This is a genomic window from Pseudoalteromonas sp. SWXJ133 (genome assembly GCF_015864365.1).
Lineage (GTDB): Bacteria > Pseudomonadota > Gammaproteobacteria > Enterobacterales > Alteromonadaceae > Pseudoalteromonas > Pseudoalteromonas arctica.
In genome coordinates, this window is sequence record NZ_JADYXJ010000006.1 from 148,837 (window position 1) to 166,310 (window position 17,474).

15 protein-coding genes and 1 riboswitch are annotated in these 17,474 nt (G+C 38.9%); of the genes, 14 read left to right on the forward strand and 1 reads right to left on the reverse strand.

Going from position 1 to position 17,474, the window contains the following annotated elements; translation table 11 throughout:
- The first annotated feature begins 12 nt into the window (after positions 1 to 12).
- The 12 genes from flhA to I6F40_RS06680 all read left to right on the forward strand — a co-directional run bounded on the left by flhA (position 13) and on the right by I6F40_RS06680 (position 13,554).
- The gene (gene flhA, locus I6F40_RS06625) at positions 13 to 2,088 is read left to right on the forward strand and encodes a flagellar biosynthesis protein FlhA (protein WP_197192686.1); all 2,076 of its coding nucleotides are present in this window, start codon (positions 13 to 15) and stop codon (positions 2,086 to 2,088) included.
- 166 nt (positions 2,089 to 2,254) lie between these two features.
- Positions 2,255 to 2,336, forward strand: a riboswitch (cyclic di-GMP riboswitch).
- Between the two features lie 101 nt (positions 2,337 to 2,437).
- Positions 2,438 to 3,316 carry an OmpA family protein gene (locus tag I6F40_RS06630; RefSeq protein ID WP_166378736.1) on the forward strand — a complete coding sequence of 293 codons (879 nt, stop codon included), beginning with the start codon at positions 2,438 to 2,440 and terminating at the stop codon, positions 3,314 to 3,316.
- Positions 3,317 to 3,336: 20 nt separating this feature from the next.
- Positions 3,337 to 4,650 (forward strand): sigma-54 interaction domain-containing protein, encoded by a 1,314-nt coding sequence (locus tag I6F40_RS06635; RefSeq protein WP_166378734.1) that lies wholly within the window; start codon positions 3,337 to 3,339, stop codon positions 4,648 to 4,650.
- 16 nt (positions 4,651 to 4,666) lie between these two features.
- Positions 4,667 to 4,990 carry a flagellar hook-basal body complex protein FliE gene (locus I6F40_RS06640; RefSeq protein WP_166378732.1) on the forward strand — a complete coding sequence of 108 codons (324 nt, stop codon included), beginning with the start codon at positions 4,667 to 4,669 and terminating at the stop codon, positions 4,988 to 4,990.
- A 9-nt stretch (positions 4,991 to 4,999) separates the two neighbouring features.
- On the forward strand, positions 5,000 to 6,733 hold the full coding sequence (gene fliF / locus I6F40_RS06645) for a flagellar basal-body MS-ring/collar protein FliF (protein ID WP_166378730.1): 1,734 nt from the start codon (positions 5,000 to 5,002) through the stop codon (positions 6,731 to 6,733).
- Positions 6,714 to 7,733, forward strand: coding sequence for a FliG C-terminal domain-containing protein (locus I6F40_RS06650; RefSeq protein ID WP_166378728.1), 1,020 nt, complete (start codon positions 6,714 to 6,716; stop codon positions 7,731 to 7,733). Before fliF ends, I6F40_RS06650 begins: the two co-directional genes overlap by 20 nt.
- Before the next feature lie 2 nt (positions 7,734 to 7,735).
- On the forward strand, positions 7,736 to 8,371 hold the full coding sequence (locus I6F40_RS06655; protein ID WP_166378726.1) for a FliH/SctL family protein: 636 nt from the start codon (positions 7,736 to 7,738) through the stop codon (positions 8,369 to 8,371).
- Positions 8,361 to 9,713 (forward strand): FliI/YscN family ATPase, encoded by a 1,353-nt coding sequence (locus I6F40_RS06660; RefSeq protein ID WP_166378724.1) that lies wholly within the window; start codon positions 8,361 to 8,363, stop codon positions 9,711 to 9,713. Before I6F40_RS06655 ends, I6F40_RS06660 begins: the two co-directional genes overlap by 11 nt.
- On the forward strand, positions 9,703 to 10,119 hold the full coding sequence (locus I6F40_RS06665) for a hypothetical protein (RefSeq protein ID WP_166378722.1): 417 nt from the start codon (positions 9,703 to 9,705) through the stop codon (positions 10,117 to 10,119). The genes I6F40_RS06660 and I6F40_RS06665 overlap by 11 nt, the downstream gene beginning before the upstream one ends.
- A gap of 98 nt (positions 10,120 to 10,217) precedes the next feature.
- On the forward strand, positions 10,218 to 12,644 hold the full coding sequence (hrpB, locus tag I6F40_RS06670; RefSeq protein ID WP_166378720.1) for an ATP-dependent helicase HrpB: 2,427 nt from the start codon (positions 10,218 to 10,220) through the stop codon (positions 12,642 to 12,644).
- Between the two features lie 91 nt (positions 12,645 to 12,735).
- Positions 12,736 to 13,200, forward strand: a complete 465-nt coding sequence (locus I6F40_RS06675) for a nuclear transport factor 2 family protein (protein ID WP_024589261.1) — start codon at positions 12,736 to 12,738, stop codon at positions 13,198 to 13,200.
- Positions 13,201 to 13,215: 15 nt separating this feature from the next.
- On the forward strand, positions 13,216 to 13,554 hold the full coding sequence (locus tag I6F40_RS06680) for a hypothetical protein (protein WP_166378718.1): 339 nt from the start codon (positions 13,216 to 13,218) through the stop codon (positions 13,552 to 13,554).
- A 205-nt stretch (positions 13,555 to 13,759) separates the two neighbouring features.
- Here I6F40_RS06680 and I6F40_RS06685 read toward each other — a convergent pair whose 3' ends face one another.
- On the reverse strand, positions 13,760 to 13,975 hold the full coding sequence (locus tag I6F40_RS06685) for a hypothetical protein (RefSeq protein WP_166378716.1): 216 nt from the start codon (positions 13,973 to 13,975) through the stop codon (positions 13,760 to 13,762).
- A 170-nt stretch (positions 13,976 to 14,145) separates the two neighbouring features.
- Here I6F40_RS06685 and I6F40_RS06690 point away from each other — a divergent pair, with 170 nt between their 5' ends.
- Positions 14,146 to 16,053: a DUF1800 domain-containing protein gene (locus I6F40_RS06690; RefSeq protein WP_166378714.1), complete on the forward strand. Its 1,908-nt coding sequence runs from the start codon at positions 14,146 to 14,148 to the stop codon at positions 16,051 to 16,053.
- A 9-nt stretch (positions 16,054 to 16,062) separates the two neighbouring features.
- Positions 16,063 to 17,403, forward strand: a complete 1,341-nt coding sequence (locus I6F40_RS06695; protein WP_166378712.1) for a DUF1501 domain-containing protein — start codon at positions 16,063 to 16,065, stop codon at positions 17,401 to 17,403.
- Positions 17,404 to 17,474 lie beyond the last annotated feature (71 nt).

Here is a 17,474-nt window from a genome sequence, read left to right on the forward strand (position 1 = left end):
TGGAGTCTTAATTTGAACTGGCGCAGTTTTACTCGGCCTTATACAGCCATTCCTTTAATACTTTTGGCTATACTATCAATGGTTATTTTACCATTGCCAGCATGGCTATTAGATGCATTATTTACATTCAATATTGTTCTATCAGTTATTGTTCTTCTGGTAGCCGTATCCTCAAAGAAACCATTAGATTTCTCTGTATTCCCTACTATTTTACTTGTTGCCACCCTAATGAGGCTAACCTTAAACATAGCCTCAACTCGAGTTGTGTTATTACATGGACATGAAGGTTCTGACGTAGCTGGCCGGGTTATTCAAGCTTTTGGTGAAGTTGTAATAGGTGGCAATTATGTTGTTGGTATTGTTGTTTTTATTATATTAATGGTAATTAACTTTGTAGTAATAACAAAAGGTGGAGAACGAATATCTGAAGTTGCAGCTCGCTTTACATTAGATGCAATGCCAGGTAAACAAATGGCAATAGATGCAGATTTGAATGCAGGTTTAATAGGTCCAGAGCAAGCAAAAGAAAGACGAGCAACAATTGCCCAAGAGGCCGATTTTTACGGATCTATGGATGGTGCGTCAAAGTTTGTTCGAGGAGATGCTATTGCAGGCTTAATCATCCTAGTAATTAATTTACTGGGTGGTGTTTCTATTGGTGCATTCCAGCATGGTCTTAGTTTAGCTGAAGCTTTTCAGCGCTTTGCATTACTTACTATTGGTGATGGCCTTGTAGCACAAATTCCTTCACTTTTACTTGCTGTAGCGGCGGCTATCATTGTTACGCGAATGAACGATGAAGGGGATATGAGTGAAACAGTTGGTAAACAACTGCTTGCATCTCCACGAGTTATTTTTACCGCAGCTTTAATTATGGTAGTCCTGGGCATTGTACCAGGCATGCCTACTGTGGCGTTTTTGGGTTTTGCAATTCCCTTACTCTACGTTTCTTGGCGATTACAAAGGTCACTCCCCACAACAGAACTGCTCGAAGCTGAACAAATAACTGACTCTATTTTAAGTGAGCAGCAAGCTAGCTTAGAGTGGGGAGATATTTCTCATGTCGATAAATTGTCAGTGGAGTTAGGGTTCAGGCTTGTTTATTTAGCTGATAAAAATAAAGGCGAGGAACTGGTTAAAACTCTGCGAGGTGTAAGAAAAAACCTGTCAGAGCAATTAGGGTTTTTATTACCTGAAATCCGAATTAAAGATAATTTAAAGCTAAATCCTCAAGAATATAAAGTTAATCTAACAGGCGTTCCCGTTGCAAACGGTTTTTTAAATGCCAAAGAACTACTCGCTTTAAACACCGGAGATGTTTATGGAACTCTAGACGGAGAAATTACAACCGATCCGGCTTACGGACTAGAAGCAGTTTGGATTAAAGACGATAGCAAAGCTAAAGCTTTAAATATGGGTTATTCAGTTGTAGATCTTGGTACGGTAATTGCTACTCATACTGGTAAGATTATTAAAGAACACTTAGATGAGCTGTTTAGTTACGAAGATGTTCAGAGATTAAATGATAGATTGAAAGAAATTTCACCTAGTCTGGCTGAAACTTTTGAAAAATCATTATCGACTAACTTACAGCTGAAAGTTATTCGGTTATTACTGCGAGAACATATTAGTATCAAAGACATTGTAACTATAGCAGGAACTTTAATTGATAGTGTTGAAGTAACAAAAGACCCTATTTTATTGGTTTCTGATGTTCGTTGCGCATTACAAAATGTATTAGTAAAACAGGTGATGGGTAATAAAGAAGAGCTTGCCGCTTACAGTCTTGATGAAAAGCTTGAAAGTACAATGCAAAGTTCACTAGATCAAGCGATGCAGGCAGGAAAAGTGGCATTAGATAGCTTTCCTGTTGATCCTAATTTATTAGGGCAATTTCAACGGATGATGCCCTTACTTGTTGATGACATGAAAACAAGGGGGGTGACTCCCGTTTTAATCGTTATTCCTCAGTTGAGGCCTTTGCTTGCTCGGTATGCAAAGAGTTTTACAAAAGGTGGCTTAGTTGTTCTTTCTTATAACGAAATTCCAGACTTTGTGAGAGTTAATGTTCTCGGGTCATTAGGTTAATCTCGTTTATTAGTTATGCTGAATAAGTGATGAACTAAATGCAATTATAGTTGCATTTGGTTCTAATTAACTATAACCTTGAAAATAAAGTAGTCCATATGGGTTACTTTTCATGTTGTGAATTATCACTTTTTAAAAAATAAAAGTAATAAAAGTAAAGTTAAAGTAAATTAAATGGCAAGCTTCACGAAAGTGTAGGACGCAAAGCTACCAGTCTAAGGGATAACTAAGATCGTGAGGCTACATTAACTTAGCGACATCGTTTAATACTATAAATGTATTTTTATACATTTCGCTGTTTATATTAAATAGGACCTAGTTGGTCTATTCAAGGTTGTATGGAATACTCATGAGTTATATTTTCACATCAATTAAACTTTTAGTTTGTTGTCTGTTTTTAATTTTTACAATTAATGATGCAACAGCAAAAGAACAGGTTTTTACTCAAGCTTATGAAAAAGGTTTATGGTCTACACAAGAAAGTTCTTTTTCTTGTCGGTTGAGTCAAAATTTTGACAGCTACGCATCGTTAGAAATTATTCGCGTTCCTGCAGAACCCCAAAAATTAGTTCTTAAATGGCTAATACCAGATAAAACTGTAACTGATGTTCAAGTCCACTCTAAGAAAGCTGATTGGCAGTCGAAAAGTATTTCCCCTCCGCAACTTAATTTATTCACTTCGGATATTGCAAATAATACAGCTACATTTGATATTAATGAAAGCACCTTACTAAGAGTAATAAAACAAGGTGGTTGGCTTGATAGTATTATAGGTTTTGGAGATGAACAATTACGCCTGACATTTACAAACATTTTCAGTAGTGATGTTATTAAGCAATATCAACATTGTTTAACTAATCTATCTCCTTTGTCATGGAAGCAGGCAAGAGATCATGAAATTCACTTTAAAACAGGTAAACGTACGGTTTATCAACAGGACGATTTAGACTTTTTGAAAGATCTTGTCCGTTATGTTTCGCTAGATAAAGGTGTAACTAAAGTCATGGTTGATGGGCACACTGATAATGTAGGTTCTCCTTTAGCAAATCGTCTGCTTTCGAAAGAAAGGGCAGATGATGTAGCTTCAAGATTAGTCGAATTTGGTTTGCCTAAAGGTATGTTAGAAGTGCGAGCTCATGGTCAACGTTATCCTATTGTCGAAAATTCAGAAAAAGGACTAGCGTCCAATCGTCGTGTTTTGATTCGTTTGTTTCGACATTCAAATTAATGTGTTTTGTAGGGGATAAAATGAGCCAAAAGTACCTTTTATGGATAAGTGAACAGCAGCCGGATATTGAGTTTATAGAAATAGTTATATCTGAAAACTTCAAATTTTTGCATACCAATTCTATTGCTGAAGCAGTAAGCCATTGTATTAGTATTAAACCAGAGCTTATTTTTGTTGATGCGGATATTAAAAACATTGAATTAGTTGAATTAATTAAGCTTATCCGCAAAACGTGTCCGATTACTCAAGTAGTCTCACTTGTTGATTCTTCGCAGAGTCAAATTGCGTCAAAGACTATAAATATTGGTGGCGCAGTTGATTATTTATTAAAGCCTTTTTTTGAGCAACAGCTAAAAAATACTATTCGTAATGCTAATTCAATGAAGAACGGCGTTGAAGATTTAATTGCTGTATCGACTAAGTCACAGCAAGTTTTGCGCTTAGCTAACCGGGCTGCACAAACATCAGCAAGTGTGTTAATTAGCGGGGAATCAGGCACGGGTAAGGAAAAGTTAGCTCATTTCATTCATAAAGCTTCTGAACGTAAAGATAAACCTTTTGTAGCGGTCAATTGTGCTGCAATACCTGAAAATATGCTTGAGGCAATATTATTTGGACATAATAAAGGCGCATTTACAGGAGCCGTTAACTCCCAAGAAGGTAAGTTTGAACTTGCAAATGGAGGAACAATATTACTTGATGAAATAACTGAGCTACCACTTGATTTACAGGCGAAGTTACTGCGTGTTTTACAAGAACGTGAAGTTGAAAGATTAGGTAGTCATCAAAAAATCAATCTAGATATACGGATTATTGCTGCTTCTAATAAAGTACTAAGAGAGCAAGTAGAAAAAGGGTATTTCAGAGAAGATTTATTTTATCGATTAGATGTATTGCCACTTAGTTGGCCAGCACTTCGTGATAGAACAGATGATATTTTACCTTTGGCTCATTATTTCATTAAGAAATACGGTTCATCTGAGTATCATATTAGTAAACAAGCTGAAGACCTTATGCTTTGTTACAACTGGCCTGGAAACGTACGAGAGCTTGAAAATGTTATGCAAAGAGCGCTTGTCATGGCTCGTGGTGCAGAGATTCAATCTGATGATCTCAATCTGCCTAACTGTTTACCTGCGGCAGCTACCTTTTGCTCATCTCAATTGAAAGAAAATAAGAAACAAGCTGAATTTGATTATATTTATAGTTTACTAAGTCGCTTTAAAGGACATAGAACTCAAACAGCTGAAGCGCTTGGAGTGAGTACTCGAGCATTAAGATACAAACTTGCCGCTATGCGTGAATACGGCATTGATATAGATGCAATAGCATAATTTAAAGGAAACCCTAATGTCCCCAATTGAAAGTCAACGATTGATGCTTGGTAAAATGATGGAAATGCAGCAGTTAGCTGCATCTGATCGAATTGAGCCTAATATAATTCCTAATGAAAATGTAAATATAGGTGAAGATTTTAAGTATGTAGTTCGTTCCATAAATGAACAGCAAAATATTGCTGGAGATATGATGAAAGCCGTTGATACGGGACAAAGTGAAGATGTTGTTGGTGCTATGATCGCAAGTCAAAAAGCAAGCTTAAGCTTTTCGATGCTTATGGAAATGCGAAATAAAGTGCTCAATGGTATTGATGATGTAATGCGAATGTCACTCTAGAGGCTGATGATGAAGGGCGAATTAACTAAAGTTCCAGAATTAGATAACAACGACATGAAGCTAAAAGAAAAAGTCGTGAACTTCTCTAATAAATTAAACTTCAATGCTGGTAGTGATAGAAGTATTGCAACAATAGCATTATTAGCAACGCTTGTAGCAGCGACAATCGTATTAATATTATGGACATCAGCAAAAAATTACGTACCTCTTTACGGTAACCAAGAGAGTTATGATAAAGCTAATATTCTTGAGATTTTAGATACTGAAGAAATAACATTTCGAATTGATACCGATAGCGGCAATATTTTAGTTCCACAAGAAAAGTTGGCTGATGCAAGAATTACTCTTGCTGCAAGAGGTATAAAAGCTTCTATGCCAGAAGGTATGGAAAACATTAGTGATAAAGTTTCAATGGGAACTAGTCAGTTTATAGAATCAATGCAGTATCAGCATGCATTAGAGGGGGAACTCGCTCGAACAATCATTAATATGCAAGGTGTCCGAAACGCTAGAATACATTTGGCCGTCCCTAAACGTAGTCTATTTGTCGGTCGTACCGAACAAAAAACTGCAGCGTCTGTGATGGTTGATTTGGCACCGGGGCATGAGTTAAAACCTGGTCAAGTCGAAGCTATTATTGCCTTAGTTATTGGCAGTGTTCCTGGTTTAGAACCTAAATCCGTTTCTGTAGTAGACCAACGAGGTGAACTATTAAGTGGAGATTTATTTGATAACACTCCAGTTGGTAAAGAAACAGATAAAAAGTTAGCATTTACGCAGAAGGTTGAGCGAAATATTGAGCAAAGAGCATCAATAATGTTGTTGCCTATATTGGGTGAGAATAACTTTAGAATTCAAGTTTCCACAGATGTAGATTTTAGTGTAGTAGAGGAAACAAAAGAGCTCGTCGATCCTCAAAATGTGTTAAAACAAGAATTTGTAAAGTCAGATACTACCTTAGACCAATTTGCAGCTGGTATTCCTGGCTCTCTGGCAAATGAGCCTCCTGTGCCAAATGCGCAAGTAGAGGGAGAGGATAATGAGCGAACTTCACAAAGAAGTGAGAGTAATCGACAATTTGAAAATGGACGTTCTGTTACTCATACACAATTTGAAGTAGGTCGAGTTAAATCGATGAGCTTGTCTGTACTTATTAATGAAGGTGCATCTCTAGAAGATGCAGGTTGGACAGATGAACGTTTAGCATCATTAGGTGAAATGGTTAAAAAGGCTACTGGTTATAACGAGGCTAGAGGGGATCAGTTTAATATAACTAGCTTTGCGTTTGTGCAAGAAAAAGTATTAGCCCCTGGTGAAGGGCTTGAATGGTGGCAAATGCCGGAATTCAGAGAATATGCTCGCTATATTTTCGGTACATTAATTAGTATTTTACTTATTCTATTTGGTGTTCGTCCTTTAGTTAACCACTTGATTAAAGGAAAGAGTGCATCTGAATTAGCAGCGTCAACTCAAGACTCAAATAATGTTAGACCTAACGATGTTACAGACAGACAAAGTACTCCACTAGATGATGCAATTAGCTCTAGTGCAAAAGTAAATAGTTTAGGCTCAAAAGATGCAAGCGTTGAACACTCGGCAATATCACTTCCTCAAATAGGTAATGATTTTGAAGAGCAGATTGCTCACATGCAGCTTTTAGCGAGTAGAGAGACAGAGCGTGTAACATCAGTGATAAAATATTGGGTAGAGCAAGGGGTTGAAATTGAATCAAGAAAAGCTTGATAAGGTAACACCGTTACCGGCATTAGACAGAGCTGCAATTTTATTGTTAAGCATGGGCGAAGAAAATGCAGCCAGTGTTATTCGCAAGCTAGGTCGCAGGGAAGTTCAGGCTATCTCAGAAAGAATGGCTAAAATTTCTAACGTTACTCAAAAAGAAGTTGCCTCTACCTTAGGTGAGTTTTTTGATTGCTACCGAAATGAAAGTGGTGTTAATGGCGCATCTAGAGCTTATCTAGAAAAAGCATTAGATAAAGCTGTAGGTAGGAAATTAGCAAAAACAATGCTTGATGATATTTATGGTGGAGCTATGAACGATGATTTACGTCGTCTAGAGTGGATCCCTCCTGAGCTTATTGTTCGTTTTCTTGAACAAGAGCATGTACAAATGCAGGCTTTATTTTTAGCTTTTTTACCGCCAGAGCAAGCATCTGCCATTATCGCTTTATTCCCTGAATCGAAGCATGACGATTTACTTTATAGGATTGCCAGCTTAAGGGAAGTTAGCGAGCATGTAATTGATGATGTTCGTTTAACTCTAGAGGCATGTATTGAATTCGTTGGGCGCCAAGTTGGAGCTCAAGTTAACGGCGTAGATAAAGCTGTTGAAATTATGAATCGTTATAACGGTAATAAGAGTCAAATTATCGAAATGATGAAAAAGCACAACAGTACTGTTGCTGACGAAGTTCAAGAGAAAATGTATGACTTCGATAGTTTGGCGAAACAAACAGATGAGACATTAACTCAGTTGTTAAATGATATTCCGGATGAGTTATGGGTTATGTCACTAAAAGGTGCTGAGAGTGAGCTTCTTGAGAGAGTTTTAGGTTCATTACCTAAGCGACTGGCTCAAGTTTACCAGCAGCAGATTGAAGGTTTGACATCTCAGCCTGTAAGCAAAGTTAGAGCAGCCCGAAAAGAGATCATGTCAATAGTAAGAGATATGACTAAGCGAGGGGAAATAGAATACCGCTTGTATCAAGAAGAAACAGCAGGATAATTATGACTGAAACATTTCGTTTTCCTGTTTTAAACAAAATAGAGCAGCAAAAAAACCTCCATGAGCGTTTGGAAGCTGCTGAACGTGCGGGTTGGCAAAGTGGATATGAAAAAGGGCTCGAGCAAGGCGCGTTAGATAAGCAAAATAATTTGGAACAACAAGTTGAGACTAAGGTTGAAACCTCGGTCAATGAACGCCTAGAGTCTGAAAAAAAAATATTAGTAGATCATTTTAATGTGATTTTTGAAAAAACTAATAACGAACTATTGGCACTTTCTACTGATTTAAAAAATGACATTACTCAAATAATTACTAAGCTGGCTGAGTTTGTCATTGATAATGAGCTTAAAATACAGCCTGAAATAAGGTTGGGATTAGTAGAAAAAGCGATAGAACTTCTTTCAGATAGAGATGTTGTCACAAAGATCATTTTTTCTTCAGCGGATAAAGAATGGTTAGATTCAGCTGTATTAAAAAACTTTGCAATACCGATTCAATTTGATGATGAACTTATCTCTGGAGACGTTGAGTTAATTGCTGAACAACAAACACATAGTTTTTCTTTTTCTCAGCGTTTACAAAGTTTGCTCGATACTATTATCCCTGAAATATTAAGAAATGATTCAGATGAACAGTGATTTAAATTCCCGTTTAAAATCAGCCTTAAATATACTCACAGCACCCCCTTTGATTCAAAGCTATGGTCGCCTCATTCGAGTTAATGGTTTAACTTTAACTGCCACAGGCGGCCAATTTGCTATTGGTGAAAAGTACCAAGTTGAGAGCGTGGATGGGGTTTGGTATGACGCAGAGGTTATTGGTTTTCACCAAGACGAAGCGTACTTGATGCCTTTGAAAAAGGCGCAAAATTTATGCTCTGGGGGGCGAGTACGTCCTGCTGCTAAAGTTTCTACAGTCGCTATTTCTGAAAAGCTACTTGGCCGTGTTGTTGATGCGCAAATGCAACCAATCGACAACTTAGGCGATTTAGATAAAGACGAGACCGTTAATTTATCTAAATTACCGAAAGATTATTCACTAACACCCTTAGAGCGTAAAGGTGTAACCGAGCCTTTAGATGTTGGCATAAGAGCAATAAATAGTTTATTTAGTGTTGGAAAAGGGCAGCGGTTAGGTTTATTTGCAGGCTCTGGTGTTGGTAAAAGTAAGCTTTTAGGTATGATGACACGATATACATCGGCTGATGTTGTTATCGTGAGCCTTGTTGGTGAGCGTGGCTGGGAAGTTAAAGAGTTCATTGAACAAAGTTTAGGTAAAGAAGGCTTAAAAAAGGCGATTGTTATTGCTTCCCCAGCGGATGATTCGCCTTTATTGCGTATTAAAGCTGCAGAATTAAGTCATCGTCTTGCTGCTTTTTTTAGAGATAAAGATTTAAATGTATTGTTGTTAATGGATTCTCTAACGAGGTATGCACAGGCTCAACGTGAGATTGGTTTATCAGTAGGTGAATTACCAGCTTCAAAAGGTTATCCACCTTCAGTATTTAGCAAGCTTACACAACTTGTTGAGAGCTCAGGTAATAGCGAAAAAAGCAAAGGGTCAATGACGGCGATTTATACCGTACTTGCTGAGGGAGATGATCAACAAGATCCAATTGCCGATAATGCTCGCGCAATACTCGACGGCCATATAGTGCTTGATCGAACATTAGCTGAAAAAGGTCATTACCCAGCAATAAATATAGGGGCATCTATTAGCCGTGTTATGCCCAATATTGTTACACCAGAACAACTTGAATACTGCTATAAGTTAAAAAAATTATACAGTCGGTATATGCAAGTGCATGAGCTAATTCCACTGGGTGCTTATCAAGCGGGTAAAGATCCTGAGCTTGATAGTGCTGTTGCACTTTACCCTGAAATTGAATCATTTTTGTGCCAAGGTCTTAATGAAAAAGTAGATTTTGTTCAATCATGCATACAATTAAATGAAGTGATGAGTAAGTTGAATGTTAAATAAGTACCTAGTTATACAAAAAGATAAACTCGATCTTATGCTCGCTAAACAAACTCAATTGCAGTTAAAAAGTTTAGAAGAACAGCAACGTTTAGCTCAACTGCAATTGCATATTAATAGTATGGACAAAAGCAGGCAGATGAAATCAGCTATTAGTTTACAAAACCTATCTGGAATGAAAGGGATCCTTAGTGGTTTGTCTAATCAACAAAGTACACGCTTGAAGGATTCTCAACAGGATGAGCTGCGACAGCAACAAGCTTGTTTAAAGCAAATGACCTTCAATAAAGGAATTGAAGGAATAGTAAAAAATAGAGTTTCGATTAAACAAACCTATGCTAATAAACAAGAAGAGAAAGTATTGGATGAGATGGTTAGCCAAGCTTATATCCGTCAACTTTACAAATAGTTTAGAGTCATTTTATACTAGCTTGTTTTAATTTATTCCCCCTCTACTGATACCTTTTTTTGTTACAATGCCTGCAAAGTAATTTAGAGTAAATAGCTGTGCTGCCGGTTCAAGACATATATCAACAACTCGTTACTACATTGCAAAGTAATCCTATTACGTTATTACAAGCGCCACCTGGTGCGGGTAAATCTACGTGGTTGCCGCTGCAACTAATGCGCGACGGGCATTTTAAACGTATTGTAATGCTAGAGCCACGCCGTTTAGCCGCGCGTAATATTGCCAGTTACTTAGCAAAGTGCCAAAACGAAAGTGTTGGGCAAAGTGTAGGTTTGCGGATTAGGGGCGAGAGTAAAGTAAGCGCTAATACGCGCCTCGAAATAGTCACCGAAGGTATGCTTACACGCATGCTGCAAAACGACCCTGAATTAAGCGATATAGATTTACTGATATTTGATGAATTTCATGAGCGTTCAATTGCAGCCGATACCTCACTTGCCTTTGCGCTCGAGACCCAAAGTGCACTGCGCGAAGATTTAACCATAATGCTTATGTCGGCAACTCTTGATACTGAGCGTTATACAGCGTTTTTTGACTGCCCTGTAATTCAATCGAGCGGTCGTAGCTACCCAATAGACGAAGTATACATACCCATAAAAGATGAAAGCCGCTGGCTTGATGCAATTCCTAGCATAATAAAACAAGCACTTAATGAGCAAACAGGTAGCACATTGGTATTTTTACCTGGGCAATTTGAGATACTACGTGTGCAACAAGCACTGAGCGATCTATCCAGTAACTTTATAGTCGCAACGCTATTTGGCGAGCAAGATAAATCCAATCAGCAAGCCGCTATTGCTCCCGCGCCAAATGGCATGCGCAAAGTAGTGCTTACCACCAATGTAGCCGAAACCAGTTTAACTATTGAAGGTATACGCATTGTAATTGACAGCGGCAAGCGCCGTGCAGCGACCTTTAATTTAAAAACAGGGGTTACTGAGCTCACAACACAAAGTATATCGCGCTCATCTGCTGTGCAGCGTGCAGGGCGTGCAGGGCGAATAGAGCCGGGCATTGTTTATCGAATTGGCTCAAAGCAAACTTTTGAACGACGTAATAGCCACGACAATCCCGAAATACTCACATCAGACATAAGCCAACTTATGCTTGAGGCAAAGCAATGGGGAGCCAGTATTGATGAGCTAACCTTGCTCGATAAGCCCACTGAGCAACAATGCGAGCAGGCAAGTAACCTGCTTAACATGCTAGAAGCTATTGATAGCAAAGGTAAGCTCACACCGCTTGGCAGTAAAATGTTAGGTTTTGGTGCTGATATTCGTTTGGCGCATATGCTACTAAAAGCCCAAATACTTGATGACCAACTCCCTGGTACTTATCGCCTTGCTATTTATTTAGTGGCATTACTTGAGAGCCGAGTAAATAGTCCAAACGAGTTGAGTTTAGCGCTGCATAGCCAACAGCAACGTCCGCATCCGGTATTTAAACAACAGTTAAAATATTGGCAAAGCCGCTTAAAAGTAAAAGACGAAAACAGCGAATTAAATACGCATTATATTAGTTTGCTAGTGGCATTGGCATACCCAGATCGTATTGCTAAAAAACGCGGTAATGGTTACCTACTTGCCAACGGTGCAGGTGCTGAGTTAAATGCCGATTACTGGCACAACGACGATTACTTAGCTATAGCAACCATGGGCGGGCACAAAGGAGGGCGTATATTTGCTGCCACCGCGCTTAACCCATTTGAGTTACAAGAATTTTTACCGCATTTATTTAGTGAACTTACTCGCTGTGAGTTTGACGAAAAATCAGCACGTTTTATTCATCAAGATGAAGTAAAGCTTGGTGCTATAACGCTCACCAGCCAGCCTAGTAAACAAAAATTAGATAAGGGCGAGCGTGCTAAAGCGTGGCTTAGCTTATTTGCTAAACATGGCTTTGCATTATTTAACGAGCAACCTGATGCGCAGCAATTGCTGATACGTATGAGCTTAGCAAGTAATTTAATGCCTGATAAATTCCCACAAATAAATGAGCAACAACTTATTCAAAATGCAGCGCAGTGGCTAGGCGTGTTTTTAGAAGATATTAAAACCCTCACACAGCTTAAAAAGTTTAACTACCTTGAGGCATTACAAAACTGTTTTGATTGGCAACACCAAACAGCTTTAAAAGCACTGTTACCACTGCGCTTAACAGTGCCCAGTGGCTCAAATATAAAAATAGAATACCAACTTGACGGCCCCGCAAAGCTAAGCGTGCGTATGCAAGAAGTTTACGGCTTGACCAGTACGCCTATGCTTGCCAACGGTAAATTGCCACTGCTTATGGAGTTGCTATCGCCGGGTAAACGCTCACTGCAACTTACTCAAGATTTAGCGCACTTTTGGGCTAGCAGTTACCGCGACGTGCAAAAGGAAATGAAAGGCCGCTACCCTAAACATTTTTGGCCAGACGATCCTGCCAACAGCGTTGCAACCAACAGAGTAAAGAGCAAAATGTAGGTGATAATTCACTTAAAACTGATTTTGTTTGATTATTGAACTTACTAATGTAATGTACCTATAAAATATTTTTAGCTACAGGGAATAGTCAATGAGGTTACTTTTAACGTTAGGCTTGGCTCTAGTAACTGCTTTTTCGGCGTATGCTGAAAAGCCACTCGACTTAAACGCGTTTGCGCAGCAGTACCATAAAACAATGACCGCCACACAAGCACCTAACGCAGGTATTAAAGAGCTTGAGGCTTATCTTGCATTGTTAACCGATGATATTGGTAATCAGCATATTCCGTATCAACCGGATGACTTACGTACTCCTGATGGCAAAGAGCAGATGCGCAAAGGTATGAGTTTTTACTTAGGTGCGCACACGTTGTTTGAAAGCACACTGCTTAATACATTTGTGTTTAATGATACAGGCTTTGCTATTCGTTATAAGAGTCATGCAAAGGGCATTCACCCGCAAAGTAAGCAGCCAATAGAATACACCTCCACAATGATGGAAGTGATTGAAATTGAAAACGGCAAGGTGGCGATGATCCGCAAGTATCACGAATAACAAATAAGGATATATATGAAACATTTACTTATCGCACTATCAATATTAATGCTTAGTGCATGCGCTAGTACAAAAAGTGATTTTAGATTTGATGGCTCTACACCTGAGTCAACTCAGGCGGGAGTTAATAAAGTTTTAAAGACATTAAAATCTCAAGATTTAATGCGCTTTATAGGCGCCTTAATTACAATTCAATTTTCTGAGGTGCAAAGCGCAGAAGATGTTTTGGGCGACCCGACCATGATGAACGAAATGAATTACTTTATTATTGGTAAAAAAATTGATGGCTTAAATTATTATGAAGTACTGGATCTTGCGAGTTCATCTTCATCGAAAGTTTCGGTAGCGAAATAGTTTCAGTTTTTTTCTATCTAAAAATATAATTTTACGCCATTGAAGCACTGTACCAATGGCGCTTTTATACAGTAAGGCTATTCATACATAGCTATTTTTTATGGTAGTTAATTTTTGTAAAGCACCCTATACAGCTAAATGCAGAGTATCGGCATGATCTTGGCTTTTATTATAAGAATAGGCGCTACTTTTATGTTACTGCCTGTTAAACCTCTTTCCCGCCATGGCCTTGTGCTAGGTCATCAAGTTCGGCGCAAGTGTAATCAAAACCACTTTCGTCGTATTCGTATGTTACTTTTACACTATCGCCGCCATTAAAAAGTCGTGTTTTTACATCGTTAACCGGCCAATCTTTCAGCTCGTGTAAAAACCGGTTAGCAACTTGTGAAGATTCAAAACAATAGCGAATTTCTGTTTTCATAAATAATAAAGCTCTGGCTGTTTACCCCTGCAGCTAGTGCATTATTAATGGGGCGTTCATGATTCGGTTACAAAAAATAAAGAGTTAAATTGTAAATTTTGTGTTTCAATAAATGCATCAAACTCGGTACACACTAACGTACTTTAATTAACAAATGATGACGACTTTACATGCATTATAAATTTGCTCTGATCGCAAGCACTGTTTTTATACTAAGCGCTTGCGGTGGTTCAGGCTCAGATGATACGCCAACCGTTAACGGAAATAAAATCCCCATTTTGTCAGTCGCTGATATTCCTAGTGAATTAAGTAAAGGCCAAACAATTGAGCTAACAGCAACAGCCAGTGATAAAGACGGCACTATTACATCGGTTGTATGGCAACAAACGCAAGGGCCTGAACTAATTAGCGGGCCTTTAGAGGCAGTAACCACCTCAGTAACACTGCTAAATGCGCAAAGTTATAAGCCTGTTAATTACGCTTTTTCGGTCACAGCAACCGATAACGAAGGGGCAAGCAGTGTAAAAACGCTGAGCTTTATAGCGCGCAATAATATGGATGAGATTAGCGCCGCACGGTTACTACACCAAGCAACAATGGGGCCTAAGCTTAGTGAAATACAAAACGCACAAGGTTTAAGCGAGCAGCAATGGCTTGATAAACAAATAGCGCTATCTATTAATTATCACCGTGATTATTTAGTAAAGCTAAATGACGATGACGACTTTAAATACATAAGCCGCATAGATGCATGGTGGAAAGCAGTAATGCAAAGTGACGATCAACTTCGTCAACGTGTTGCGTTTGCGTTAAGTGAAATATTAGTGGTGTCGGATGAAAATAGTGCCTTAAGAGGCCAACCTGAGGGCATGATCACTTATTACGATTTATTACTAAAGCATGCCTTTGGTAATTATCGTGACTTACTTGAAGATGTGACGCTTTCGCCTATTATGGGGACTTACTTAAGCCATTTGGGTAACGAAAAAGCAGACGATACACTTAATATTCGCCCAGACGAAAATTACGCACGTGAAGTAATGCAGTTATTTACTATTGGCCTTGAAGAACTAAATCTAGATGGCAGCGCCAAGCTTGATGCACAAGGTAATACTATTGCCACTTACGGACAGGTAGAAATAGAGGGTTTTGCACGCGTATTTACAGGTTGGACGTTTGCCGATAGTGAAACATTTAAGCGTAAAAGTCGTGACTATATTAAGCCAATGGAAGCATTTGACGAGTACCACTCTAGTAAACAAAAAACCTTACTAAACGGTGAGGTTATACCACAAGGTTATGCAGCAGAAGAGTCATTGCAAATAGCCCTCGATAACTTATTTAACCATCAAAATGTTGCGCCGTTTATTAGCAAACAGCTTATTCAGCGATTAATTACGTCAAATCCAACCCCCCAATACGTTGAACGAGTAGCTAATGTATTTATTGATAATGGCGCCGGTGTACGCGGCGATTTAGCGGCTGTAGTAAAGGCTATATATTTAGATGATGAAGCGCGGCATTTTGGCTCAGTGCTTAATTACCAAGGTAAAATTAAAGAGCCTATTTTAAAAACTGTACAGTTTTGGCGAAATCTCGATGCTAAATCGCCAGCGGGTTATTATAAAACATGGAATTTAATAAATAGCTACGGACAAGGACCCATGCAATCGGCTTCGGTATTTAACTTTTTTAGGCCTGATTATCAAACCGCAGCTTTGCGAAATGAAGGTATTGTTGCACCAGAATTACAAATAGCAAACGACGCAACACTGATTGGTACCATGAACGCGCTTTACGCAAGTTTAGTTTGGAGTACCGCAGAAGCGCGCAGTGATTTAAATTCAAATAGTATTTATATTTATGTTCAAGACGACATGAATTTTTTAGAGAAAAACGGTGTTAGCGCGCTATTAGCTCAGTACAACACGTTATATTTTGCAGGCGCAATGAGCAGTGACACGCGCCAAGCGTTACTTGATTTAGATGCCTATTTTAATGAAGAGCAATACCGTGAACGGGTTTCGTATTTATTATATATGATTGCTATTTCACCTGAATTTAACGTGCAGTATTAGGAGCGCATAATGAGCATTAATAGAAGAGAGTTTTTGTCGTTATGTGTAAAAGGCAGTGTATCGGCTGCCGCGTTAACGAGCCTGCAATTACAAGCATTAACTGGAGCGACTAATGCAGTTGAGCTAGGAGATTACAAAGCATTAGTGTGTGTGTATTTATATGGAGGGAATGATTCGTTAAATATGCTAGTTCCGCTTGAAGGCGAACAACGTAGTGTTTACGAGAAAAGTAGGCAGAACCTGGCTGTAGAGAGCCCACTTGAGTTAAGTATTAAAAGCCAGTTTGCCGGTGGAGTCGGTATTCATCCCTCACTTGAACCTATACAAAATGTGTTTGAATCTCAAAATTTAGCATTTATAGGTGGGGTAGGTACTTTACTCGCTCCCACAACATTGAGTGACTATAAAAATAAAACAATAGGTTTGCCTAAGCATTTGTTCTCGCATAACGATCAGCAAGCTGCATGGATGTATGGTCGAGAAAAACAATCACTTAATAGTGGTTGGGGCGCACGACTTTTAGAACGTTTAGAGCTACAAGATGAGTTTGCAGCTAATGTATCACTCGACGGTACTAATTTATGGCAAACGGGAAGTGCTAGCAATGCATTTGCGCTTAACAAAAGTGGCATTAGTAGTATTAACGCGTTTGGAGGGTATCAACCTCGTAGCGAGCACGTAACTTCTATTATGAACCGCTTACTAGGCAATACGAGCCATCCGTTAAGTACAGCTTATGCCAATGGCTTAACAAGTGCGATAAATAACACTCAAGCAATGAACAGCGCGTTAGAAAGCGCGCCTGCACTTATTACCCCATTTAGCGATAATAGTCTTAGTGAGCAATTTGCAGCAGTCGCTAAAACAATTAGCGTACAGGCAAAATTGAGCACTCAGCGCCAAGTGTTTTTTGTTTCCATGGGGGGGTATGATACGCACGATAACCAATTAACAACGCACCCAGCTTTATTAAATACGTTAGCTCAAGGGTTAAGTGAATTTGATAGCGCGATGAAAGAGCTTGATATGGCAGATAAAGTGACTGCGTTTACTATGTCTGATTTTGGTCGCACGTTGACCTCAAATGGCGATGGCACTGACCATGGTTGGGCAGGAAACCAAATAGTAATGGGCGGCGCAGTAAAAGGCGGCAATATATATGGCGAGCTACTAACTCAACATTTGGATGGCCCACAAGATACCGGTGGCGGGCGTTTAATTCCAAGTGTTGCTAATGAGCAGTACTTTGCCACATTGGCTCAGTGGTTTGGTGTGCCAAGCTCTGAACTTGTTGATATTTTTCCAAACTTGAGTAACTTTGATCACACAACATTGGACTTTTTTGTGTAATTAGTCGCTAATAGTAATCTAAAAGCACTTGTTAGTAGTATAAGCTACTGGTTAATAGTGCTTATCTGTTT